The sequence below is a fragment of the Terriglobus saanensis SP1PR4 genome, from assembly GCF_000179915.2.
GTDB lineage: Bacteria > Acidobacteriota > Terriglobia > Terriglobales > Acidobacteriaceae > Terriglobus > Terriglobus saanensis.
Genome location: NC_014963.1, coordinates 1110619 through 1134376 on the forward strand (window position 1 = coordinate 1110619; position 23758 = coordinate 1134376).

The 23758-nt window shown below is 60.0% G+C and carries 23 protein-coding genes; 13 read left to right on the forward strand and 10 right to left on the reverse strand.

Translation table 11 applies throughout. The annotated features are described in order from the left end of the window. Positions 1-164: 164 nt before the first annotated feature. The 5 genes from ACIPR4_RS04675 to ACIPR4_RS04695 are packed head-to-tail and all read right to left on the reverse strand — an operon-like array spanning position 165 to position 5460. On the reverse strand, positions 165-1016 hold the full coding sequence (locus ACIPR4_RS04675) for an aldo/keto reductase (RefSeq protein WP_013567501.1): 852 nt from the start codon (positions 1014-1016) through the stop codon (positions 165-167). A gap of 26 nt (positions 1017-1042) precedes the next feature. Continuing rightward, positions 1043-1726 carry a GerMN domain-containing protein gene (locus ACIPR4_RS04680; RefSeq protein ID WP_013567502.1) on the reverse strand — a complete coding sequence of 228 codons (684 nt, stop codon included), beginning with the start codon at positions 1724-1726 and terminating at the stop codon, positions 1043-1045. Then, complete coding sequence (locus ACIPR4_RS21440) at positions 1723-2439, reverse strand: N-acetylmuramoyl-L-alanine amidase family protein (RefSeq protein WP_013567503.1); 717 nt, start codon at positions 2437-2439, stop codon at positions 1723-1725. The genes ACIPR4_RS04680 and ACIPR4_RS21440 overlap by 4 nt, the downstream gene beginning before the upstream one ends. After that, on the reverse strand, positions 2426-3838 hold the full coding sequence (locus ACIPR4_RS04690; RefSeq protein WP_013567504.1) for a DUF1015 domain-containing protein: 1413 nt from the start codon (positions 3836-3838) through the stop codon (positions 2426-2428). Before ACIPR4_RS04690 ends, ACIPR4_RS21440 begins: the two co-directional genes overlap by 14 nt. A 47-nt stretch (positions 3839-3885) precedes the next feature. Then, entirely contained in the window at positions 3886-5460 is a 1575-nt protein-coding gene (locus ACIPR4_RS04695; RefSeq protein WP_013567505.1) for a hypothetical protein, read from the reverse strand. 128 nt (positions 5461-5588) lie between these two features. On the opposite strand from ACIPR4_RS04695, the gene ACIPR4_RS04700 reads away from it, so the two are divergent. From ACIPR4_RS04700 to ACIPR4_RS04735, 8 genes are all read left to right on the forward strand, one after another. Continuing rightward, a complete protein-coding gene (locus ACIPR4_RS04700) occupies positions 5589-6611 on the forward strand; it encodes a VWA domain-containing protein (protein WP_041586424.1) in 1023 nt (340 codons plus the stop codon). Positions 6612-6681: 70 nt separating this feature from the next. Continuing rightward, the gene (locus ACIPR4_RS04705) at positions 6682-7692 is read left to right on the forward strand and encodes a VWA domain-containing protein (RefSeq protein ID WP_245536453.1); all 1011 of its coding nucleotides are present in this window, start codon (positions 6682-6684) and stop codon (positions 7690-7692) included. 26 nt (positions 7693-7718) lie between these two features. Continuing rightward, complete coding sequence (gene tsaB / locus ACIPR4_RS21445) at positions 7719-8324, forward strand: tRNA (adenosine(37)-N6)-threonylcarbamoyltransferase complex dimerization subunit type 1 TsaB (protein ID WP_049780772.1); 606 nt, start codon at positions 7719-7721, stop codon at positions 8322-8324. A gap of 32 nt (positions 8325-8356) precedes the next feature. Beyond that, a complete protein-coding gene (locus tag ACIPR4_RS04715; protein WP_144312318.1) occupies positions 8357-8755 on the forward strand; it encodes a GNAT family N-acetyltransferase in 399 nt (132 codons plus the stop codon). A 31-nt stretch (positions 8756-8786) separates the two neighbouring features. Next, positions 8787-9413: a phosphatidylserine decarboxylase gene (locus ACIPR4_RS04720; RefSeq protein ID WP_013567510.1), complete on the forward strand. Its 627-nt coding sequence runs from the start codon at positions 8787-8789 to the stop codon at positions 9411-9413. A 2-nt stretch (positions 9414-9415) separates the two neighbouring features. After that, positions 9416-10261 (forward strand): CDP-diacylglycerol--serine O-phosphatidyltransferase, encoded by an 846-nt coding sequence (gene pssA / locus ACIPR4_RS04725; protein WP_013567511.1) that lies wholly within the window; start codon positions 9416-9418, stop codon positions 10259-10261. A 34-nt stretch (positions 10262-10295) separates the two neighbouring features. Next, complete coding sequence (locus ACIPR4_RS04730; RefSeq protein WP_013567512.1) at positions 10296-11330, forward strand: Asd/ArgC dimerization domain-containing protein; 1035 nt, start codon at positions 10296-10298, stop codon at positions 11328-11330. A gap of 236 nt (positions 11331-11566) precedes the next feature. Further along, entirely contained in the window at positions 11567-12820 is a 1254-nt protein-coding gene (locus tag ACIPR4_RS04735; RefSeq protein WP_245536454.1) for a hypothetical protein, read from the forward strand. 1 nt (position 12821) lies between these two features. Here the strand turns inward: ACIPR4_RS04735 and ACIPR4_RS04740 are convergent, their stop codons facing one another. Genes ACIPR4_RS04740 through serS form a run of 3 tightly spaced genes read right to left on the reverse strand, consistent with a single transcriptional unit; the run spans position 12822 to position 15207 of the window. After that, positions 12822-13472, reverse strand: coding sequence for a LolA family protein (locus ACIPR4_RS04740; RefSeq protein WP_013567514.1), 651 nt, complete (start codon positions 13470-13472; stop codon positions 12822-12824). Between the two features lie 43 nt (positions 13473-13515). After that, complete coding sequence (locus tag ACIPR4_RS04745; RefSeq protein WP_013567515.1) at positions 13516-13881, reverse strand: hypothetical protein; 366 nt, start codon at positions 13879-13881, stop codon at positions 13516-13518. A gap of 3 nt (positions 13882-13884) precedes the next feature. After that, positions 13885-15207, reverse strand: a complete 1323-nt coding sequence (gene serS / locus ACIPR4_RS04750) for a serine--tRNA ligase (protein ID WP_013567516.1) — start codon at positions 15205-15207, stop codon at positions 13885-13887. Between the two features lie 47 nt (positions 15208-15254). On the opposite strand from serS, the gene ACIPR4_RS04755 reads away from it, so the two are divergent. Together ACIPR4_RS04755 and ACIPR4_RS04760 are read left to right on the forward strand one after the other, a co-directional pair. Continuing rightward, complete coding sequence (locus ACIPR4_RS04755; protein ID WP_013567517.1) at positions 15255-16934, forward strand: alkaline phosphatase family protein; 1680 nt, start codon at positions 15255-15257, stop codon at positions 16932-16934. Further along, positions 16934-17863 (forward strand): dihydroorotate dehydrogenase, encoded by a 930-nt coding sequence (locus tag ACIPR4_RS04760; protein WP_013567518.1) that lies wholly within the window; start codon positions 16934-16936, stop codon positions 17861-17863. Before ACIPR4_RS04755 ends, ACIPR4_RS04760 begins: the two co-directional genes overlap by 1 nt. Before the next feature lie 84 nt (positions 17864-17947). Here ACIPR4_RS04760 and ACIPR4_RS04765 read toward each other — a convergent pair whose 3' ends face one another. Beyond that, positions 17948-18310 (reverse strand): hypothetical protein, encoded by a 363-nt coding sequence (locus ACIPR4_RS04765; RefSeq protein WP_013567519.1) that lies wholly within the window; start codon positions 18308-18310, stop codon positions 17948-17950. Positions 18311-18426: 116 nt separating this feature from the next. Here ACIPR4_RS04765 and purH point away from each other — a divergent pair, with 116 nt between their 5' ends. The 3 genes from purH to dgt all read left to right on the forward strand — a co-directional run bounded on the left by purH (position 18427) and on the right by dgt (position 23365). After that, positions 18427-20019, forward strand: a complete 1593-nt coding sequence (gene purH, locus ACIPR4_RS04770) for a bifunctional phosphoribosylaminoimidazolecarboxamide formyltransferase/IMP cyclohydrolase (protein ID WP_013567520.1) — start codon at positions 18427-18429, stop codon at positions 20017-20019. 105 nt (positions 20020-20124) lie between these two features. Then, positions 20125-22188 (forward strand): tetratricopeptide repeat protein, encoded by a 2064-nt coding sequence (locus ACIPR4_RS04775; RefSeq protein ID WP_013567521.1) that lies wholly within the window; start codon positions 20125-20127, stop codon positions 22186-22188. 31 nt (positions 22189-22219) lie between these two features. Further along, entirely contained in the window at positions 22220-23365 is a 1146-nt protein-coding gene (dgt, locus tag ACIPR4_RS04780; protein WP_013567522.1) for a dGTP triphosphohydrolase, read from the forward strand. Here dgt and ACIPR4_RS04785 read toward each other — a convergent pair. Continuing rightward, positions 23362-23688, reverse strand: a complete 327-nt coding sequence (locus ACIPR4_RS04785; RefSeq protein ID WP_013567523.1) for a hypothetical protein — start codon at positions 23686-23688, stop codon at positions 23362-23364. The two genes, dgt and ACIPR4_RS04785, sit on opposite strands and share 4 nt — an antisense overlap. Positions 23689-23758: the final 70 nt, after the last annotated feature.

Here is a 23758-nt window from a genome sequence, read left to right on the forward strand (position 1 = left end):
TTGGTGGGGATTTGATGGATGCGCTTTGCGCATAACCCACACATCGCAAAGAGCGCGATGTATGGGACACCCAGTTCTGGGGTTTTCCTCACAAATCAGGTTTGTGTGCTCTGCGCGACCCCACCCTTCGCGATGAAGCCGCGAAGAATGGGGCACGAGGGTATCTACGAGCTTTGGGTGTCGGCGATGAGTTCGAGGATGTCCATGTCGTCTTCGGAGAGGTTGATGTTCTGGGCGGAGACATTTTCTTCAAGATGGGCGACGGAGGAGGTGCCGGGTATCGGAACCATCACGAGTGAGTGTTGCAGCAGCCAAGCCAGGGAGATCTGGCTGAGCGTGAGATTGCGTTCGTGGGCGAAGCTGTCCAGCGCGCCGCCGGGTTTGGCGAGCGAGCCTGCGGCGACGGGGTACCAGGGAATGAAGGCGATGTTGTTCTGGGTGCAGTAGTCGAGGACGGCTTCGTGTTTGCGTTCGGTGAGGTTGTACTTGTTCTGCACGCTGACGATGGGAACGATGGTGCGGGCGTGTTCGATCTGTTCGACTGTGACTTCGGAGAGGCCGATATGGCGGATCTTTCCCTGTTTCTGCAGGTCGGCGAGTTTGCCCAGAGACTCTTCCGCAGGCACCTTGGGGTCGATGCGATGGAGTTGATAGAGATCGATGCGTTCGAGCTTGAGGCGGCGGAGGCTCATCTCCACGCACTGGTGAAGGTACTCCGGACGCCCGCAGGGTGCGGCCTTGGCAGGTCCCTGGCGGGTGATGCCGCCCTTGGTGGCAATGATGAGGTTTTTTGCATAGGGATAAAGCGCTTCCGCGATGAGCTCTTCGGCGATGTTGGGGCCGTAGGCGTCGGCGGTGTCGAGGAAGTTGACGCCGAGTTCGAGCGCGCGATGAAGGACTTTGTGGGCCTCGTCACGGGAGCGAGGTTCGCCCCACGCTCCCTCGCCTACGAGGCGCATGGTTCCGTAGCCGAGTCGATGAATGGGAAGGTCGCCGCCGAGAAGAAAGTTTTCCATGGCCGATTGGATGCTGCGGAGGTTGACTACGGATGCGTTGCGTTGGCGGTGTCCACGCTGTGGTAGGTGCGTGCGAGATCGATGTGGCCCGCGAGTGTGGCCCGCTGCTGGCCGTCGACAAGAAAGCGGACGTAGCTGATCGACGGCAGGTTGGCGTGCAGCGTGCCGATGATGGAGAGGACCGTGAGCGTCTCCGTCTCGATACCGGAGGGATGAGCGTCGGCCCATGAGCCGCGCAGATTGACGACCGCCAACTCACCGGAGGCATGGGTCATGGGATCGGCGTCTTCGGCCTTGGATGGAAGCTGAGGAACGCCCAGGCTCTCGCTGCCTGCGCGCTGCGGCGCGGTGAGCGGAAGGTTGACGAGGTAGACGTCTTCCACGGCAATGCCGCCGGGTAAAGGATGTTCGGCGCGCGGGAGGGCGTCGTCCGAGAGGAGACGTTCTACGAGGGCGCGTGCACGCACGGCAGACTCGCCGGGAAGCGCGACGGAGAGCTCCGTGTTGGTGATGGTGCCGTCGGCGTCATGCGCGAGGGCAAAGGTGATGCTCTCGGCCTGCGAGGAGGACGGCGCGGCGATGGGGGTATCGTCGCCTTCCGTGCCCGCAGTGGAGCGTACGCGTTGATGCAGGTAGATCAGGTATCCGGCCATGAGGACGGAACTGCCGACGAGGATCCAGAAGAGGAAGCGCTGATAGCGGGAGATCATTGCGCCGCTCCCATGGTGGGATCGATTTTGCCGTGCCAGAAGAGCACCGCTCCAGCAATGGCTTCGGCGACGCGCTGCTGGTAACCCGCGTCTGTGGGCGGTTTGCTGCCATCGGCGTTCAGAGACGCGATTTCAATGGCGATAGCGGGGCAGAGAAGATTGTCGAGCGGCGGCATCCATGTGCGTCCCGAAGATACGGGGATCTGTGAACGCGAGAAGGCGGTAGAGATCTCGGAGGAGAGACGAAGACTACTGGCGATGTAGGTGGACTGCGCCTCATCCCAGGGGACGATCGAAGTTGCAGGAATAATCGTGGCTTCAGGTAGGGCGGAGGTGTAGATATGTACGCCGGTTCCGGTAGGCGCGCTGTGCAGGATGATGCAGGCTGCGGGGTGTGCCTGATTTTGCAGGCCAGCTCGTTGATCGGTGGTGGGTGTTGGCGTGGGGTCGCCTTCGCGGGTCATGCGGACATCGAAGCCGCGCGCTGAGAGCAGAGGACGAATGCGGTTAGCGAGTTCGAGCGTGACGGCTTTTTCCAGAACGCTGTCGCCAACCTTGGCTCCGCCGTCTGCGCCGCCGTGGGCTGGATCGAGAAAGATCACGGCCCGGAGATGCGGTGGTGCAGGCGCTGGCGTCTGCACTGCCACCTGGGCCGTGATGGCCCAGATGGAGGCAGAGGTGATTCCAGCTGCAGCGACCTTAGTCCAGCGCATAGAAGGCGAGGCCTGAGAGCAGCTTTGGATAGAAATCCGTGGACTTCTGCGGCATGACGTCGAGTGCGAGCGAGACATCACGGAGCTGGTCGAGCGTAACCGGCTTGATCAGGAAGGCAACGTTCGCTTCGCCGCTCGCAACCTTCGCGACGGCGTCGGAGGCGGAGCGGAGGTAGCGGAGGTTTTCCTGGTTGCGGATCGACTCCTGCGTGAGGCCAAGAAGCTGCTCAAGGACGAGTGCGTGCAGCTGCACGACGTCGAGCTGGCGCTGCTTCTCGCTGATATTGGAGAGCGCCTTGGAGATGGCTTCGGCGTTCGCCTTGAGAAGGTAGTTACCCTCTGCCGTGGCGGCGATCATCGCCACGCCTTCGGTGGCGTTCAGCGGAGCGAGAAGTTCGTTCGCGCTTTCGAGGGACTCTTCATCGGTCGTGCCGGAGCTCTTCGCGGCAACGTCGAGTTTCTCGATCTCGAAGTAGGGCTTGGCGCGTTCCAGGAAGGCAGCGACGGAGAAGTCTTTGAGCCCGACCACGAGGCGATGCGTGGGCAGGATGGTGATGCCGGGAGCGTCCATGTTGACGAGGGTCATCATCATCGCGGCTTCCGGGAAGGGAGGCGTGGGGAGCTGGGCGTGGCCTTCATCGGCGCGGTTCGAGGGGGATTCGAAGCTCTTCGTGGTGTCGCTGACGCCGAGTTCCGCAGCGCGCTCGCGGGCGTAGGCCGTGGAGGTCTCATAGCGATGGTGTCCGTCGGCGATAATGAGCTTCTTATCGCCCATGGCGCCCACAACGAGGTTGAGGATCTGGGGATCGGTAACCTTCCAGAGCATGTGCACGACGCCGTACTCATCCGTGACGGACTGGTCGGGCGGCGTGGTGACATGACCGGTCGCGTTGCCGAAGATGAGCTTCTCCACAGAGAAGGAGGGGTCGCTGTAGAGCATGTAGATCTGTTCGCAGTAGGTGCGGGTGGCCTTGAAGAGATTCAGGCGGTCGGACTTCGGCTTGGAGAGCGTCTGTTCATGGCGATAGACGACCTTCTCCGCGTAGTCGTAGAGATGACCGAGGCAGATGAAGCCGCGGCGTTCGCGCACTTCGGTGGTGCCGGGAACGGTGTAGCGCTGGGCGTAGCCGTAGACGGCGGGCTCAGACTCTTCTTCGAGTATGGCTTCTTTGCGCCACTCCTTGAGGGAGTCGGCGGCGCGTGTGTAGACGTTGGGGCCTGCTTCTGTGTCGGTGTCGAACTTCTTGCCGAGGATGACGCGGATGAGGTTATAGGGGCTGGCGTCGTAGTAGGCCTGCTGCATGGCGGGCGAGATCTTGTCGTAGGGCTGAGTCACAACCTGCTCGAGGGCAACTTTGGACGTGTCGTAACGAAGGGCGCGGAAGGGGTAGATACGCATCTGGTGGGTCTGATCTCCAGGTTCTGGTCTGCCTCGATTGTACGTGCCTAGCGTTTGTAGACGTCGTAACGTCCGTCGACGCCGTTGAAAGTGTAGGCGGAGAAGATCTGGCGGAAGTGGGGGTCCGTGGAGAACCAGCGGAGCAGATTGTCGTGGCGGTCTTCCAGAAACTGGCACTGGATGGCCGGGTCATAGCAGCGCTCGATCAAGATGAGAGCAGGTTGCCAGCGGTCCAGATCTTCGTCCATAAAGCGATGCTGCGTGGCTTCCAGGGATTGGAGGGTCGCCGGGCTGAGGCGTCGTTTGGGGGCGATGATCTGGTCTTGGTTGCGAAGGATCGCGGGGAGAAGCCAGAGGTTATTCATGCGCGAGGCCCAGGTGAGGTGGAACTTCGCGATGGGCATCATGGCTTCTTCGACCTCCATGGTGAGGATGGCGACAGAAATTCCCGGGGGAAGATTGCGAAAGACCGCGGGATCGGGCGAGTCGAGCGGGAAGGATCGCGCGGGTGTGATGGGATACCGGGAGAAGTGCAGTGTGAGGAAGACGGCGAGGGCACCGACGGCAGCGGTGGCAGGGAAGAGCCAGCGCGGAAGGGAGAAAGTACGGTCGGCGAAGTCCTTCCAGAGGAGCAGGGCGAGCGTGCAACCGAAGAGGCTGATGGCCGGAAGCTGCTGGTAGTACCATCCCGTTCCCTGCAGATAGTAGGCTGCGGTTGCCGCGAAGGATGCGGTCAGGAGGATCCTGAGGACGAGAGGGTTTGAACGGCTCCGAACGAAGAGTATCAGGGCGAGGACAGCCAGGACGTGCAGCTCGATGGCGTTGGAAAAGAGGAGTGCCGGGGAGAGGTTTCCAATCGCCCAGTAAGTGGCGCGAACGATGGGAACGGCGGTGTGGATGTACTCCGGTGCGAAGGTACGCAGAGCTGCGAGGAAAAGGAGCCCACTGGCGGCTGCGGTGAGAAGTTCGGGGCGGAAGAGGGTTCGCAGGGAACGCCGGGCGAGGACAAGCGTCAGTTCGATGGCGACTAGGATGAGAGCGTGATGGGGTTTGAGGCAGACGGACATCGCTGCAAGAATTCCGATGGCGATGCGTGTCGAGGCCTTCGGCAAACCTTCGGAAGGAAGTGCGGCGAGAAGCAGGTACGGAAGGATCAGGAAGCCGAGGACATGGTCGCGCTGGCCGAAGTCGCGTGCGGGCGCCACGGCGAAGATGGCTACGAATGCGAATGCGAGCCAGAGCTTTGCGGCTGGGGTAACGCGAGGAAGCTGCCCTGCGAGGGTCAGTTTGTTCACAAGATGAACACACAGCCATGCTGAGAGCACTTCCGCGAGCATCACACAGAACTTGAACACCGTTGTGAGCGGGAGATGCGTTATACCTGCGATAGCGGATGGGACCGCGGAGAGCCAGAGAACCAGCGGCGGGTTGGAATCAAAGATCTCGGGGCCATAGACGCGAGATCCATGAAGGACCCGCCCCCCGAGCAGGAGAAACCAGAACTGGTCGTGGCCGATAGGAGCCAGCAGGCTGAGCACAATCGCCATGCCGCAGGCGGCTATAAGTAACGCCGCGAATACGTTGCGCGGGATGTTTACGGAACTTCTATCGGAAGTCTGCATGCGAGGTGTACTCTTCGACTCTGATCAGGTGGTTGCGCATGGTGCGCAAGGACTGCTGCGGATGGGTGGAGCGAGGCCGCAGCAGGCTTCTGTTTCGTTCCGTGCGGCGTCTCATGTTAAAGGTCATTATGCGGCATCGGTGTCTTTATCTCACGGTTCTAGCGCTTCCGTTCCTTGTGTTGAGATGTCCAGCAGCTCACGCCCAGGAAAATCCCCTGGGTAACGTGCAGACGGCGCAGCCTGCCCCAAAACCAGTGGTAAAACCCGAGGTAACCGAGGGGCCGGATGCCGCGCGGGACGCTACCTCGCACCCGACACGGACGATCCGCGTGGAGTCGAACCTGGTGCTGGTTCCGCTGACGGTGACGGACGATCGCAACCGCCTGGTGACCGGCCTGGAGCGCGACAACTTTTATCTTTACGAGAACAACCAGCCGCAGACGATCAAAACCTTTTCCACGGATGACGCACCCGTGAGTATAGGGATCGTCTTCGATCTGAGCGGAAGCATGATGTCGAAGTTCGGACGGGCACGGAAGGCGTTGAGCGAGTTCATGCGTACCTCCAACCCGCAGGACGAGTTTTTCGTGGTGGGATTCAATGACCGGCCTGCGGTGATCGTCGATTACACCTCGAATGTGGACGATGTGGATGCGCGCATGGTGATGTTGCGTCCGGAGCGGCGTACGGCCCTGATCGATGCGGCGTACCTGGGTTTGAACAAGCTGAAGGACGCCAAGTATGAGCGCAAGGCGTTGCTGATCATCTCGGACGGTGGAGACAATCGCAGCCGGTACGTGGAAAGTGAGCTGCGGCGCGCGGTGCGCGAGAGCGATACGCAGATCTACTCGATCGGCATCTTCGATGTTTATGCCGCGACGCCGGAGGAGAAGAGCGGGCCTACGCTGCTGATGGATATCTGCGAAATGACGGGGGGACGAATGTTTCGCGTGACGGATGCGGACGAGCTGGGCGATATTGCGGCGCGTATCAGCGCGGAGTTGCGGAACGAATATGTCCTCGGATTCAAGCCCACGGACCTTCGTCATGACGGTAACTGGCGTAAATTGAAGGTGAAGATGAATGCGCCGGCAGGTCTGCCGCCGCTTACAGTACATAATCGCCAGGGGTACTATGCACCGTCGGAGTAGAGGGTGGAGCTGTGCGGCGGGCGTTTTCCTGCTCGCTACAAGTGTGTGGGGGCAACAGCCCTCGTTATCGGTGGATCGCGACCCGGTGCCATCGCCGGACGGCGACGCCGTGGTCCAGACCGCACCGCCAGTTCCTGCCGCGCAGAGTGCGCGTACGGTGGAGCGCGCCGCTGGAGGACGGTACACCCTGCGTGCCGAGGTGGGAGAAGTTCGTCTGAACGCCAGCGTGCTGGAGAATGGGCGGGCGGTGCAGACGCTGACCCAGGACGCCTTCCATGTCTTCGAAGATGGCGTTCCGCAGACGATTGCCAGCTTCCGGCATGAAGACCTTCCGGTGTCGCTGGGGATTTTGATCGACAGTTCGGGCTCGATGTATGACAAGCGCGAGGCCGTGGGCAAGGCTTCGCTGGATTTCGTCCGTCTGTCGAATCCTAAGGACGAGGCGTTTCTCGTGGACTTTTCCGATGAGGCGTTCATCGATCAGGACTTCACCAGTGATGTGAAGAAGCTGGAAGACGGCCTGGGCTATGTGAAGGCCAGTGGTGGGACGGCGATCTACGATGCAGTCGTCGCCAGCGCCGATTATCTGGCCAAAAACGCCAAGCTGCCGAAGCAGGTTCTGCTGATTGTTACGGACGGTGACGATAATGCGTCGGGATCGACGCTCGAAGATGCGATTCGCCGCGTGCAGGAGCTGGACGGGCCGGTGATCTACTGCGTCGGTCTGCTCTTCGGGCCGGATAGCAACAAGAGCGAGAGCCGCCATGCGCGTCGCGTCCTGGAGACGCTGGCTGCGCAGACGGGTGGTCTCGCGTACTTTCCACGCAAACTGAGCGAGGTGGACAGCATCGCCACCGAGGTGGCGCAGGATATTCGGCAGCAGTACACGATCTCTTACCGTTCAACCAAGCCAGCTGCTCTGGGTGGATACCGGCAGGTGCATGTGGACGCGAAGGGCAAGGGATTTAATCGGCTTGAGGTTCGCACACGCAGCGGGTACTACCCGAAGGTTGGTGGCGCACCGGCCAAGGGCGACGGTACGCCCGATCCCGGTCTGGCTCCGGGTTCGAAGCATCCGTAAAGATCCTCGAAGACTATGATCGACGCATGCGATGGATGCTTGCGGTCGATACGTGTGGCGCCGAGGGCGGGGTGGCGGTTGCGCGCGATGGAGAAGTCGTGGCGCGCCGCAGTCTTCCCGGACGTGAGACGCAGGAGCGCCTGATGACGGCTGTCCAGGAGTGTCTGGCTGAGGCTGGTATTCGGGCGACGGAGCTGAATTTTCTAGCCGTGATGACGGGGCCGGGTTCGTTTACAGGGGTGCGCATCGGTGTGGCGGCGGTGAAGGGGCTTGCCGAAGGTCTGGGGATTCCGGTGGTGGGTGTTTCGCGTCTGAATTTGATGACGCGGCTTGCAGGAGAAGGGGCCGTGGCTTGGTTGGATGCCGGACGCGGCGATGTTTACGCTGGCGGCAGCGGTCTGCCCGAGGCGATGTTTTCTCGCGCGGAAGCCGAGGCGATGGGCGGACGTGTCGTGGTTGGGGAAGAGGTCTTGCGCGGTGCGGGAGAGTGGGTTGGTTTGCCGGATATCTCCACGCTGGTGCGGGCGGCTGAAGAGTCCGCCGCGAGGGGCGAGTTTTCCGATGTGGTGTTGCTGGATGCCAATTACCTCCGCATTCCGGACGCGGAGATTGCGTTGAGGGCAAGGTCTTGATCCGGCGGGCGGTCCTGGGCGATATAGAGGCTATGCGGGAGCTTGCCACAGAAGCAAAAGAGGCGCCGCATTGGCTGGAGGCAGACTATCGCGCCCTCGTCGAGGTGGGCGTTTCGGGCGTGGCGGAGATCGAGGGTGTTCTCGCTGGTTTTATATGCGGCCGCGTCCTTCTGCCGGGACTTGAGGCGGAGCTGGAGAGCATCGTTGTGGCCAAGAAATATCGCAGGCAGGGTGTGGGAAAGGCGCTGAGCGATTGGCTCTTGCATGCGATTGCGGCCAAGGAGGTCCGGCTGGAGGTCCGCGAGTCCAATGCAGCGGCCCGGTCGATGTATCGTGCGATGGGATTTGAAGATGTCGGTTTGCGGCGCGGGTATTACTCACAGCCTGTGGAAGACGCAATTTTGATGCTACGGACGGACGTTAGCCGGTAGCGGGCTTATACGCCTGTATCATGTCGAAGACATGGTAAAAGACGGATATTTCTACGGCCTCGGATTTTTTGCGGTGGCGGTCGCTCTTCGGGTGCTGACCGGATCGATTGGACTTGCGATTGTGCCAGTAGTGCTGGCTTGCTTCTTCCTCTGGTTCTTTCGTGATCCGAACCGCGCGATCCCCTCAGCGCCGGGACAGATCGTCTCTCCCGCCGATGGCAAGATCCACGAGGTCGCTGTCATCGAGACGGCCCAGGGGAGCCGACTGAAGTTGAGCATCTTCCTCAACGTCTTCGATGTGCATGTAAACCGTGCGCCGAGCGAGGCGATCATCAGCGAGGTCACGTATCGCAAGGGCCTGTTTGTAAACGCCATGCGACAGGACTCTGCCGTGGTCAACGAACAGAACATGATTGTGATGGACAGCGGAACCCATGAGATTGTGATCAAACAGATCGCGGGTCTCTTGGCGCGACGGATCGTCTGTTTCGTGAAGGTTGGTGACCGTGTGAAGCGCGGAGAGCGTGTCGGCCTGATCAAGTTTGGATCGCGCGTGGATATTCTGATGCCCGCGTCCGCACAGTTGCAGGTCAAGAAGGGCGACCGTGTAAAAGGCGGAGCGACCGTTCTCGCCGTACTTCCGCAGGCTGGAGCTTGAGCGTGGCGAACGTCGTCAGCACGAAGCCACGGCCGCGCCGGGGGATGTATGTGCTTCCGAGCCTCTTTACCGCAGGCAATATCGCGGCAGGTTTCTACGCGATCACGCAGAGTCTGCAGGGGACTGCAAGCGATTACGGATACTTTGACCGCGCGGCCATTGCGATTGCGCTGGCCGTGCCGTTTGACGCGCTCGACGGGCGCATTGCGCGGCTGACGAATACGGAGAGCGACTTCGGCAAAGAGCTGGATTCGCTGGCCGATGTGATTACCTTTGGCGTTGCTCCTGCCGTGCTGGCGTACGTCTGGGGCTTCCGCATGCTGCCGATGGCGGGGAACCTGGTCTTCCGCCAGAAGATGATCGAGATTGGCGTCTTTGTCTGCTTTTTGTTCCTGATCTGCGGCGCGTGCCGTTTGGCGCGGTTCAACGTGATGGTGAATCCGCAGCCGCAAAATCCCGGCAGACCGGGGCGGAAGTATTTCGTCGGCATGCCGATTCCGGCGGCGGCGGGCGTGGTTGTGAGCGTGGTGCACTGCTTCAACGGAGCGCCGATCGACAATCCCTGGATTTCTTTGGTTTGGCTGGGGCTGGTTTTGTTTGCCGGGTTTTTGATGGTGAGCCGTTGGCGGTTCTGGAGCGCGAAGGAGATTCGCGTGGAGAGCCGACAGCCGATGCGTATGTTGATCGTGCTGGTGGTGCTGTGTGTGCTGCTGGTGAAATGGTCGGAGTATGTGCTGATCATTGTCGCCCTGGCGTACATGGTGAGCGGTCTGTGGGCGCGTTTGATGTACGCTTCGCAGGCCAAGGCTCTGCGTGCGCGGCGGGTCGTAGACAATTCCGCGAACTGAGATCCTTCCGCGAAACAATTGAATTGGGGACGAGATGGCAAAGAAGTTAGAGCGCGTAGGGATTGCGGGAGCGTCTTCGCTCGTGGGGAAAGAGCTTGCCGAAGAGTTGCAGGAGAGCGTGCTCGCTGCCGCCACTGTGATTCTTCTGGATGAAGGTGATGCTGCGGGACAGTTGGAGACGGTCGCCGACGAGGTGACGTTTGTGCAGAAGATGGAGCCAGCGGCGTTCGAGGGCATGGACTTTGTCTTCTTTGCCGGAGACCCCGAAGCGACGAAGCGGCATTGGCGCGATGCGGGTCGCTGGGGCGCAAGTATCGTGGACACGACCTATGCTCTTGAAGGGGAAAAGGGCGTGCTGGTGCGGTCTCCCTGGGTGCAGGACGAGGCCACAACCAAGCCGGACCTGAAGACGCCCGGTGTAGTGAGTGCGCATCCCGTGGCAGTGATGCTTGGTCTGGTGGCGAAGCAGATGCAGACTGGTTTGAAGGTACATTCTCTCGCTGCGACCGTCATGCAACCGGCGAGTGAGCACGGGCGCGCGGCGATGGATGAGTTGCATCAACAGACGGTGAACCTGTTGTCGTTCCAGCCGCTGCCTAAAGACGAGTACGATGCGCAGGTGGCATTCAACCTGCTCCCGGCATTCGGTGAAGAGGCTAAGGTGAAGCTCTCCACGACGGCGGAGCGTGTGCGGAAGCACTATGCTGCGATTGGCGGAGATGCTTTTCCAAAGCTGGCACTCACTGTGATTCAGGTACCGGTCTTTCATGGCTACGCGATCTCTGTCATGGTCGAGCTGCAGGAACTGGCTAGCCAGGAGCAGGTCGAAACTGCGCTGGCATGCGACCAGATCGATCTGGTGATGGATGACGTGGATCCGCCAAGCAATCTGAGCGCGGCAGGACAGCGCGATGTGTTGGTGCGAGTCACGGCGGAGCCCGCTGAAGCAGCAGTGGCTACGCGTTTTTGGCTCTGGATGACGGCGGACAATCTGAAGCTCACAGCGCTGAATGCGATTGCATGCGCGATGGAACTGCGGAAGCTGCGGCCTGTGGGATCCGTGCAGTAGACCGGTTGAGAGCAGTGCGAAACTCTCTTGAGGTACGATGATCCCGCCGACAGAGGTACCAAGAGCACGTTGTTGCATTTTCGAAAAGATAAATCTGCGACCGATAGGACCGAATGCCCGTGAGGAAAAAGGAATTACTCAAAATTGCGGCTAGTGAGACAAATTTATCCCCAGTGGCCGAAACCTTGGAGTCCCACTCTCTCTTCACCCGGCGGGAAATGTTGGGAATAACAGGTATGGCGGGATTGGCGGCATTGACCGGTATCGGATCCGATGCTGTTGCGCAGACCGCGCAAAAACGGCCTCGTGTCGCCTGTCTCGTCAGCTTCTGGGGTCTCCCGACTTCCCATGCGGACTGGATCGTAAACAAGCTGTTAGACGGTTATTGGTGGCAGGGGGCCCACACTCCTTCGCGGGTGGACGTGGTGTCCGTTTACATCCATCAGTTCGATACCAGTTTGCTGGGCCAGAAAGTATGCAAGGCGAAGAACATCCCCATCTATAAGTCAGTAGGCGAAGCCGTCACGCTCGGCGGCAAAGACCTTGCGGTGGATGGGGTTGTCATCGTTGCAGAACATGGGAATTATCCAACCGATCTCAAGGGCCACTGGCTCTTGCCGCGCTGGTGGATTTACCAGCAGGTTATCCGGGTTTTTGAGCAGAGCAAACGCTCGGTGCCCGTGTTTAACGACAAGCACCTCTCCTACAACTGGGACGACGCCAAGTGGATGTTCGATAAATCCCGTGAGCTGAACTTTCCCCTGACCGGCGGGTCCTCCATACCGACTTACTTCCGCAAGCCCGAGATAGAACTCGCGATCGATACGCCGATCAGGAACTCGATCCTGGTTGGAGACGCTGCGGATGAGGGAGCCATCTTCCATTGCATAGACACTCTGCAGGCCTTTGTCGATCGCCGCAAGGGCGGTGAGACAGGCGTCAAGTCGGTGCAGTCTATCCGGGGGCCTGAAACGTGGAAGTGGGTGGAACAGAATCCCTGGGCCAGCAACCTGCTTGAGGCAGTGCGGAAGAATTTCGACCTGAAGTCGGGATACTTTCAGGAGGGCAGGCGACCAAACGTTTGTATCGTGGAGTACAACGATGGGACCAAGGCGGCGGTCATTTCGGGCGAAGGTGTGGGGTGGACCTATGCCGGCGAAATCGCAGGGCAGAAAGACCCGACGATTGTCTCGATGCTTGGCTTTCCCGGTCCCATCTCGCAGTACCACGCTGCGAACGGCCACGAGCACTGGATCACCGAGATGATGCTGACTGGAAAGGAACCGTTCAATGCGGAGCGTCTGCTTCTGTCCACCGGGATCACGAACTACTATATTGAATCAAACTGGGAGAACGGCCGCTACTCTGCCGTGGGAAGACGCATTGAGACGCCGTACATGAACATGCAATATCACTCGACACACGGACCGCTCTTTGAGACGGGGCAGCGGCCGCCAAATACCCCCTACTTACGCGGTTTCCAATCGTAGGCTACTGCTTCGGCAGGTTATAGGGCTTGGTGTTGACCTTCTGGTTGTAGCGGATGTTCGTGTAGATATTCGTACGGGTGTCGTGCGAAGGCGTCTCTAGAATCTGCTTCAAAGAAATCCCGCGTGTGGGGTCGACCCAGATTGTGATGTGCGAGAAGTTGTTACGGGTGGCAGCATCCTTTGCGACGAGATCAAGCTTCGCGGTCTGCACGTTGTCGATGGTCTCGTATCCCTGGAAGGTGATGTCCCAGACGCGCTCCAGGTCCTTGCCACTGCCGCCGAAGCCGAGGGTCAGGAAGCTTTCATACTGCGCACGATCTTTGCCCGCGTCGAGATGCTTTGTCTGTTTGATGGAATCGTCGTAGACGTCGAGCGCACTGCCGTGGAAGCTGAGAATCTTGCGGCCAGGAGCTTTGACCACTGCTCCCATCTCCAACTGACCGCTCTTGCGCAGAATGTAAAGCTCGCCTGTCTGCGAAGTCGTATCCCGTACAACGCGCTCGTAAAAATCCCACTTGAAGTCGGCTTCGGTGGACTGGAACTTTGCGCTGGCGGCATCGAGCTGACGAAGGACTTTTTCGAGGTCAGGCGAGTTCGCCGCGTGGGCGGAGAGGGTGACACATGCGATGAGGGCGAGCAGAAGTTTTTTCATACGTTTGGTTAGACACGGTTCCTGGCGGGATGGATGTGCTGGGCTAGCGATGCGCCCAGACTTTGTAGGCCACGGGATGATTGTCCGAGACTCCGGGAACCACTTCGTAGCGCTCGATACGAACATCGCCAGCGATGGGTTCGATGATGTGGCGGAGAGCGAGGTCGGTATTGCCGGTGAGGGCCGCTTCCTTCTGTACGTCCGTTGCGCGGACCTGGTAGACAAGCTCACCTGAACCGTCGTTATCCACCATAACCTGAGACGGTAGATGAAAGACGGGGCGGTCGTTGTAGTTCCAGAGATGCGGCGTGATGAAGACGAAGAGGAGGATCGCCGTGACCATGATGTCGTAGTGCAGGGAGCCGCGTTCGTAGGCCCAGAAGACGTAATTGCGCAGGGTGCGAAGCATTCTTTATTTCGCCTCCGGTGTGATGACGGTGTCGCCGTGCATGTAGGGCACGAGTACCTCCGGAATGCGTACGGTGCCGTCGGCCTGCTGATAGTTTTCGAGCACAGCGAGGTAGGTACGACCGACGGCGAGGCCGGAGCCGTTGATGGTGTGGAGGTACTCGGACTTCTTGGCCGCAGGAGAGCGGAAGCGGATGTTCGCGCGACGCGCCTGGAAGTCGAGGAAGTTCGAGCAGGAGCTGATCTCGCGGTAGAGGTTCTGACCGGGCAGCCAGACTTCGAGATCGTAGGTCTTGGCCGAGGAGAAGCCCATATCGCCCGTGCAGAGCAGCATGCGGCGATAGGGAAGCTTGAGCAGTTCGAGGACGGTCTCCGCATGCCGGGTAAGCTTCTCGTGCTCGAACTCTGAATCGGCGGGTGTAGCGAATTTGACGAGTTCCACCTTCTGAAACTGGTGCTGGCGGATCATGCCGCGCACATCTTTGCCGTAGCTTCCGGCTTCGCTGCGGAAGCAGGGCGTCCAGGCGCAGTAGCTGATGGGGAGTTTGACCTCGTCGATGGTCTCGTCGCGCAGAAGGTTGGTAACGGGCACCTCCGCCGTGGGAATCAGCCAGTGATCGTTGTCCTGCAATTCGCCGGGGACGTAGGAGCCCTTGTCGTCGGAGTGAAAGAGGTCTTCGGCGAACTTGGGAAGCTGTCCCGTGCCGTAGAGCGATTTGGAGTTGACCATGAACGGCGGCAGTACTTCGGTGTATCCGTGCAGGCGTGTGTGCAGGTCGAGCATGAAGTTTGCCAAAGCGCGCTCCAGGCGTGCGCCTGCGCCGAAGTGGACGACGAAGCGTGAGCCGGAGATCTTGGCGGCGCGGTTGAAGTCGAGGATGCCGAGGGCTTCACCGATCTCCCAGTGCGATTTGGGGGCGAAGTCGAAGGTGGGGATGGCGCCCCAGCTCTTTTCGACGATGTTGTCGTGCTCGTCCTTGCCAATGGGCACGGAGTCATGCGGCAGATTCGGAATCGCGTGCAGGATGGTCTGGAGGCGAAGATCGGCCTGGGCCGCGGCGGCTTCGAGGGACTCTGCCTCGTCCTTCAGGGCGCGGGTCTGGTCCATCAGCGCGGTGGCGTCTTCGCCGGCGCGCTTCTTCTTGCCTACCTCTTCCGCAATGCGATTGCGCTGGGCCTTCAGGCTTTCGAGGCGGGTGATGGCCTCACGGCGCTCCGTATCGATGGACGCGAAGTCACCGAGGACGGCGGCGGGATCCATATTGCGGGAGCGGAGTTTTTCTTCAACGGCGGCCAGGTTGGCCCGCACATAAGCGAGATCAAGCATACGTCTTCTATCGTAACGGGTTTCTAAGGCTCGGTTAGCATTGGAGTATGCGATTCCTTCAGCGGTGGTTGGTGGTGGTGGCAGTAGCGGTGTGTTCCGTGGTGGCGCGTGCGGATGCGTATGACGGCAAACCCAAGCTTGTGGTGATCCTGGTCTTCGACCAGTTCCGAGGTGATTTTCTGGACCGCTATCGCGCGGATTTCAAGGCGAAGAACGGCTGGAACCTGTTTTTGAAGCAGGGAGCGCACTTTACCGACTGCTACTACGACTACGCCAACCTGATCACGGCGGCGGGACATTCGACGATCGGCACCGGGGCGTACACGGACGGGCACGGTATTCCCCTGAACGAGTGGTATGAGCGGGGAGCAGATGGCAAGCTGCGGCAGGTAAGTTCGGTCCAGGATGACCGCTACACCCTGGTGGGAGCGCCTGCGGGAACGAAGGATCTGACGGGTGCCTCGGCGCATCGCGAGCTGGCGAGCACGCTGGGCGACGAACTGGTGCTGGCTACGGGTGGAAAAGCCCGTGTCTACGGCGTTTCCATGAAGGACCGTGCGGCGATCCTGACGAGTGGACATGCCTCCAAGGGCGCGTTCTGGGTGGACCACGATTCGGGACAATGGGAGACTTCGACCTACTGGATGAAGCAGCTTCCGACCTGGGCGACGGAGTTTAATGCCAGTGGAGCAGCGGATCGCGCGCGTACCGAGGGGGGAGTCGCCACAGGGCTCAGCTTTTACGAGCGCGTGGGACGCACGGCGGCCAGTGTGCGGTATCAGTTGGACTTCGCGAAGGCTCTGATTACGAATGAAAAGCTGGGGCAGAATCCTGCCGGCGTTCCAGACCTGATTGCGATCTCGGTCTCTTCGACGGACATCAACGGCCATGCCTTTGGCCCGGATGATCCTTCGCAGAAGGCTCTGGTTGTGGGTTCGGATGCGGCTCTGGATGAGTTCTTTACCTATCTGGACAAGACCGTGGGCTTGAAGAACGTGATGGTGGCGATGAGCGGCGATCACGGTGTGGCGACATCCCAGGTTTCGGCGGATGCGATGGGAATGCCCGCCCTGGATTTCCCGGCGACAAGCTTTACCGAGCCTCTAGAGAAGGCACTGCAGAAGCGTTGGCCGCTCAAGGGGAAGGGAGCCTATGTGATCACGATGGACAACCCTTACCTGCTGCTGAACCAGGCGGCGTTTGAGGCCGCAGGCGTCCGTGAGGATGAGGCGGAGAATGCGACGCGGGAACTCCTGACGCAGATCTTCGCGGGGTTCGCTTCGACTAGCACGACGCACGATGTACGCCAGAAGGATGTCCCGGTACTGACGCATGCTTATACCAGCACCGAGATGCGCGAAGGTCGCTTGCCGGACACGCAGTACGGACGCCTGGTGGCGCATAGCTACTCGCCTTATGTCGGATGGGCGCTGCATCTCAACTTCGGCCCGTACCAGTTCCCTTGGCATGGTTCGGGAACGACGCACTTCTCCGCGAATAGCTATGACCGGCATGTTCCTTTGGAACTCTTCGGTGCAGCATTCGTGCCGGGAACATATCACGGCGTAGTCGCTCCGGTGGATATCGCGGCGACGTTTGCTTCGTTGCTGCGGATCAACCGCCCGAGCGCGGCGGTGGGGCGCGTGTTGACCGAGGCGATCAAGCCGGAGGCGGCGGGATCGACCTGGGTGCGAGAGAGTGCGACTCCGCACACGGCGGTGAAGTAATGGAGAAGACGGGCGTTCCGGATATGCGTGTCACGATTGCCGGCGTGGAGTTGCAGTCGCCGGTGATCGCAGCCAGCGGTACGTTCGGCTACGGCATCGAGTTCGACGAGATTCTTTCGCTCCAGAAGATCGGCGCTTTTATTACAAAGGGGCTCTCTCTTGAGCCGATGGAAGGAAATCAGGCTCCAAGACTGATTGAGACCTCCGCTGGCATGATGAACGCGATCGGTTTGCAGAATGTTGGCGTGGAGACGTTCGTCGAAAAGAAACTGCCGGAGATTCGCAAGCTGCGCGGGGCTGTGTGTTTCGCGAATGTCTTCGGCTTCACGATTGAAGATTGTGTTGCTGTTGTCGAGAAGCTGAATGAGGCGGAAGGCATTGCCATTTATGAGTTGAATGCCTCTTGTCCCAATACTCGCCACGGAGGCATGGTCTTCGGCACTGATCCGGGATTGCTGGAAGAGTTGACACAGCGGGTGAAAGCGGTTTCGCGCAGGCCACTGATGGTCAAACTTTCGCCGAACGTGACTTCGATTGGAGGGATGGCCCTGGCGGCGGAGCGGGGCGGTGCGGATGCTGTGAGTCTAGTGAATACGTTCGTGTCTATGGCGATTGATATCGAGACACGCAAGCCACGCATCAAGAACGTCACGGCAGGTCTTAGCGGTCCAGCGATCAAGCCGATTGCGGTGCGCATGGTGTGGGAAGCAGCGCGTGCGGTGAAGATTCCCGTCGTGGGTATGGGCGGCGTTCTGCGCGCGGAGGATGCTGTGGAGTTCCTGCTGGCGGGGGCTACGGCGGTGCAGGTAGGGACGGCGAGTTACGCCGATCCGCGTGCCGTGGAAAAGATTGCTACGGGGTTGCGCAAGTGGTGCGAAGCGCATGGCGTGGGCAAGGTGAGCGAGTTGACCGGCGGCCTGAGCTCTTAGTTGTTAGTTTTTAGTGGTTCGTATTTGCACATGAAATAGCGGCCGCACTCAGTGCGGCCGCTGTTTTCGTTTGAATAAATCGGTTTAGTAGGGACGAGGTCCGCCGCCACCCATCATGTGCTGAACGCCGGTGCGATAGCCCTGAGCGAAAGCCTCGCGATAGTTGCGACGTTCGGGTCCGCGGTAGCCGCGGTATTCATCGCGGTTGTTTACGTTCGGGCGGCGATGATTTTCGAAGTCTTTACGCGCGCCTTCGATACCGTCACGAAAACCCTGCCGCTGGATGTCACGGCTAAAGTTGGAAGGAGGCGCATCCCACCCCCCGGGGCCTCCGGGACCACGATCTCCATATCCTGGAGGCGGGGGGCCCTGTGCAAATACTGCGGCTGCTGGAGCGATCATGCCTGTTGCGAGGATTGCTATTGCGAATCGATTGATCAGTTTCATGATGGAACTCCTATTTGTCTTACGTTCCTAATGAACACGACATCAGATGAAAGGTCGCGGTCAGTTGTTGCCCAGGTTTTGCGGTATCCCACAGCAACTTCGTTAGAATCGAAGCTATGAGTGATTTACGGACGGTGCGTCGGGCGTTGTTGTCGGTTACGGACAAGGCAGGTTTGGTGGAGTTTGCGAAGCGCCTGGATGCGCTGGGCGTAGAACTGGTGAGCACGGGTGGGACGTCCAAGGCGCTGCGCGAGGCGGGCCTGACGGTGCGCGACATCAGCGATCTGACGGGCTTTCCCGAGATGCTGGACGGACGCGTGAAGACGCTGCATCCGAAGGTGCACGGCGGCATTCTGCATATTCGTGGGAACAAGGAGCACGTTGCTGCCGTGGAAGAGCACGCGATTGAGCCCATCGATATGGTCGTGGTGAATCTTTATGCCTTCGCAAAGACCGCTGGGAAGCCCGGCGTGGAGTTCGGCGAAGTGATCGAGAACATCGACATCGGCGGCCCCAGCATGGTGCGTAGCGCCGCAAAGAATTTTCATGACGTCGCCATTGTGACCAGCGTTGCGGAGTATGCGTCGGTGGCGGACGAGATGGAGAGCCTCGGTGGTCTGACGCTGCAGACGCGTTGGCGTCTGGCCAAACAGGCGTTTGCGACCACGGCGGCTTACGATACCGGCATCGCGAATGCTCTGGAGAGCATGGAAGCGCCCACGGGAGACGAACATGCTCCGGCGAAGTTTGTCACCAAGGGCGAGTTCCCCAGTTCGTTGCGTGTGAACTTTCCGCTGAAGCAGACCCTGCGCTATGGCGAAAACCCGCACCAGGCAGCGGCGCTTTACACCGATGGATCGGGTACGGGCGTTGCCAATGGAAGGCAGCTGCAGGGCAAGGAACTTTCGTTCAACAATATCGTGGATCTGGATGCCTGCTGGGACCTGGTCCGCGAGTTCGATGAGACGGCGGTCGCCATCATCAAACACACGAACCCCTGCGGAGCGGCAACGGGCGATACCGTGCTGGCTGCCTACAAGAACGCTCTTGCGGCTGACCCAATCAGCGCCTTCGGCGGCGTGATCGGCATCAATCGCGAGGTAGATGGGGAAGCAGCGGAGGAGATCGCGAAGCTCTTTGTGGAAGCGATTGTCGCGCCGAAGTTTTCTCCTGAGGCCATTGAGCGATTTGCTGCAAAGAAGAACCTTCGTCTGGTGGAGATTGCCAGCGGAAGCGCGCCGCGTGTGATGAAGCACGTCTCCGGCGGCATGTTGCTGCAGGATGCGGACCACGGCATGGTGGCTTCGGCGGATTGGAAGGTTGTGACGGAGCGTACCCCAACTGAAGCGGAGCGTACCGCCCTGAAGTTCGCTTGGATCGTCTGCAAGTACGTGAAGTCGAACGCGATCGTCTATGCCCGTACGCACGAAGGCCACGGACAGACGGTCGGTGTGGGAGCGGGGCAGATGAGCCGTGTGGACGCTGCCCGTTTTGGCGCGATGAAGGCGACGCTCCCGATGGAGGGCTGTGTTGCGGCCTCGGACGCCTTTTTCCCGTTCGCGGACGGTCTGGAGACGGTCGCTGCGGCGGGTGCAACGGCGATTATCCAGCCGGGGGGCAGTGTTCGGGACGCGGAAGTCATTGCTGCAGCCGATAAACTCGGTCTGGCGATGGTATTTACGGGCATGCGGCACTTCCGTCACGGGTGATTTCAGCGACCCAGCATCCGTAGGCTCCCGTTCCCCGTCTAAAGTCTGTAGGCTTTAGTGTGAGAGCGAGTACTGCTGATGATTTTTGCGGGGCGGGAGTTTTCAATGCGTTGGTCCAAATCTTTGACTGTAGGCCGTAACTTAGCGGCAGGTGTGGTGAGCGGAACGTTGATGCTGGCGTCCGCCGCCATGGCTCAAGCCACCGCACCCACCGTAGTTAAGCCAGCGACCGACCGGTCCGGGTCTTATTACCATTACGGTCTGGCCAAGATCTATGAAGATCTGGCCACCAGCCAGGGCCGCTCCGACTATGCGACGCAGGCTATCGAAGAGTACAAGCTGGCTCTGACGGCGGATCCGGACTCCACCTATCTGCAGGACGGGATGGCGGAGCTCTACTTCAAAGTAGGCCGCATCCGCGAGGCCGTGCAGGTCTCGCAGGATCAGATCAAGAAGAACCCGAACGATATCGAAGCGCACACGCTGTTGGCACGGATCTACTATCGTTCGCTCGGTAACCTGCAAAACAGCGCACAGACGCAGATGGTGCAGCTGGCCACGGCGGAGTACGAGACGCTGGTTCGCCTGCAGCCTGACAACGTAGAAAACCATCTTTTGCTCGGCCAGCTGTACGAGATTGCGCATGATTCGGTGAAGGCCGAGGTGCAGTTCAAGGCGGCACAGGGCCTGGATTCTAACTCGGAAGAAGCTCTGCTGAATATGGCTCGTCTATACAGCGAGCAGGGCGACATTCAGCGTGTTGTGACGACGCTGACCTCGTTGCCGGCAACAGATCGCACGGCGCGTATCGAGTTTGCGCTTGGCGCGAGTTACGACCAATTGAAGCAGCCAAAGAATGCGGCAGAGGCTTACCGTCGCGCTCTGGATATCGAAAACGACAATCTTGACGCTCAGCGTGGCCTGGCAAACGCCCTTTTGGCCGACGGCCAGATGGATAAGGCCCTGAAGCAGTTCGAGGAGATCGTCGCCGCAGAGCCACAGGATGCACAAAGTTACGTGCGCATCGCCGAGATTCAGCGGAGAGAGGGGCACTATGACGAAGCCCTTGTAACGCTGAAAAAAGCGAAGGCCCTGGTTCCGGACTCCGAAGAGTTGACCTTCAATGAAGCTCTGACCCTGGATGCTCTGGGTCGCTACGACGAGGCGGAGAAGGCCCTGACGGACCGTCTCACCGCCGCCGCTAAGACCGACAACAGCTACACGGACGCGGAGCGCAGCAATCGCGCCATCTTCCTCGACCGCCTGGGCATGTTGTACCGCGAACAGAACAAGACGCAGCAGGCCATCGAGATCTACACGCAGATGATTGCGCTGGGCGGAGAGTTTGCGCCGCGCGGTTATCAGGGAGAGGTAGATTCCTATCGCGATGCGCACGATATGGCGAAGGCAACAGCCGCTGCGGACGCTGCTTACAAGGCTCTGCCGACCGACCGTGACATTCAGCGGATGTATGCCGGACAGCTCGCGGACACAGGCCAGGGCGACCGCGGCGTTGCGATGATCAAGGCGCTTTTGAACGGCAAAGACGATCGCGATACGTATCTCACGCTGGCGCAGATTGATGTTCGCCTGAAGCGCTGGGCCGATGCCTCTGCTGCTCTGGACAAAGCGGAGGCGATCACGCTGAAGCCCGAGGACAAGCTCTATATCTACTTCCTGCGCGGCACGCTGGCCGACCGTCAGAAGCAGTATGACGCGGCCGAGGCGCAGTTCCGCAAGGTGCTCGCTCTGGACGCAAACAACGCTCAGGCACTGAACTATCTCGGGTATATGCTGGCCGACCACAACTTGAAGCTGCAGGAGTCCGTCTCCCTTTTGAAGAAGGCGGTTGAGCTCGATCCCCAGAACGGGTCGTATCTCGACTCTCTGGGTTGGGCGTACTTCAAGACCAGCCAGTACGCGCAGGCGGAGGACCTTCTGCTGAAGGCGCAGAGCCGCCTTCCCACGGAGGCCGCGATCCATGACCATCTGGGCGAGGTCTACGAGAAGCAGGGCAAACTCAAGATGGCGGCTACCCAGTGGGAGCGTGCCGTGGCTGAGTATGCTCGGACGCCGGCGGCCGACGTTGATGCTGAGGATGTAGCACGCGTGCATCGCAAACTGGACACGGTCAGAGTACGCATGGCCAAGGTGCGGACGACTCCTTAACTGTGGGGTCGTCGCGATAAACTGAGCCTTGATGCGTGAATCTCTCCAATCTCTTCGTGTGCGTGGTGGAAGTTCCGATCCGCTGACCGTGCGCGCCTTTGAGGACCCCGAGCGATTGGGTGGGATGCGCTCGTTCGAGTTCGATCGCGAGCGCATCGTTCAGTCGCGCGCCTTCCGCCGTCTGGCTGGAAAGACGCAGGTTTTCACGAGTCGGGAGTCGGACCACTTCCGCTCGCGCCTGACACACACCATCGAGGTCGCCCAGATTGCGCGGCAGGTAGCGTGCGCGCTCGATCTGAATGAGGTTCTAGCAGAGGCCCTTGCGCTCGTGCATGACATCGGCCATCCTCCCTTTGGCCACGCGGGCGAGCGGGCTCTGGACGCCTGCCTGCGCGAGTACGGACGCACCTTCGATCACAACCTGCATGCGCTTCGTATTGTGGAGCACTTCGAGGACCGCTACGCGGGACATCGCGGTCTGAACCTGACGCTCGGCGTGCGCGAAGGCATCATTAAGCACTCACGGGATTATGCCGCCAGCGATTATCCCGCCCTGGCCGAGTATTTCCTCGGAGAGCGGCCACCCATCGAGGCGCAGATCATCGATCTGGCGGATGAGATTGCGTATCTCACCGCCGACCTGGATGACGGCGTGGAGAGCGGCCTGCTCGAAATCGGCTCCATCTGCGACCATATTGCGATCATGCGCAGAAGCTATGACGCCGTGGCTGAAGAACATCCCGGGATTGAAGAGAAGTTCCTGTTCCACGAGGCTCTGCAGAGGATGCAGAAAGAGCTGACGGAAGATCTGATTGCCACCACGCTTAGGAACGTGCGCGAAGCCGGTCTGAAAACTCTGGAAGACGTCCGTCACCACAAGCATCGCGTCGCCGTCTTTTCCGATGCGATCGAGGAGCAGCGTCTTGAAGAGAAGCGCTATTTGTACGACAAGCTCTACACCTGCGACACGCTGGAGGCGGAGCACGACAAGGCTGCACAGGTGGTTTCCACGCTCTTCGCCTGGTACATGGAATCGCCGCAGCGGATGCCCGCCGGCTATGTCGAAGAGGCGCAAGAGCAGGGCTTGGCACGCGTGGTTGCGGATTACATTGCAGGCATGACGGACAGCTTTATCCTGCAGCAGTTCTGGGCTGCAAAGAGTCGCTCGCGCCGTTAGGCCGAAAACTGGTCCAGCGGTTCCAGCGAGATCTCGCCATCGTGCAGTTGGACTACACGTGCCTCACCCTCCACCCATGCCTTCGCCACGCGCTGATCTTCCGGCTGCGGCGTGTATCCCGGCTTCACGCTACATCCCGTGACTGCGGGGACGTTGTTCATGTGAATGCAGGTGCACTTTACCTCGTGCGCCGGATCTCCGTCGTCGATGGACCAGACGAGCGGAGCCTCGCGCAGGGAGTTGAGGTATAGGCGGAAATGTCCAACCCAGAGAAGGCGTTGAACCAGAACGGGTGTGATGGATGGGAGGGCCTGCGTTGACACTAGAGTTTCTCCAGCCAAATGAGATGCCCGTTTTGGCAACCCAAGTTCCGCAGAGAACTCGTTTCTTTCT